The organism is Halomonas eurihalina, assembly GCF_008274785.1.
In the GTDB taxonomy this organism is placed as follows: domain Bacteria; phylum Pseudomonadota; class Gammaproteobacteria; order Pseudomonadales; family Halomonadaceae; genus Halomonas; species Halomonas eurihalina.
Map to the genome: position 1 here is coordinate 1 of NZ_VTPU01000060.1, position 218 is coordinate 218.

The following is a 218-nucleotide window of genomic DNA, read 5'->3' on the forward strand; positions in this document are numbered from 1 at the left end:
CGCCCAGGTGGCGGAATTGGTAGACGCGCTAGCTTCAGGTGCTAGTGTCCTTACGGACGTGGAGGTTCAAGTCCTCTCCTGGGCACCAAGAATCGCGCAAGCGATGCCCGGAACACGACGATGCATGATGCGCCCAGGTGGCGGAATTGGTAGACGCGCTAGCTTCAGGTGCTAGTGTCCTTACGGACGTGGAGGTTCAAGTCCTCTCCTGGGCACCA

The 218-nt window shown here is 59.6% G+C and carries 2 tRNA genes; both read left to right on the plus strand.

Annotation, left to right across the window (positions count from 1 at the left end):
• The first annotated feature begins 1 nt into the window (after nucleotide 1).
• Nucleotides 2-88 (plus strand) — tRNA-Leu (locus tag FZZ93_RS18255).
• Between the two features lie 43 nt (nucleotides 89-131).
• Nucleotides 132-218, plus strand: a tRNA-Leu gene (locus FZZ93_RS18260).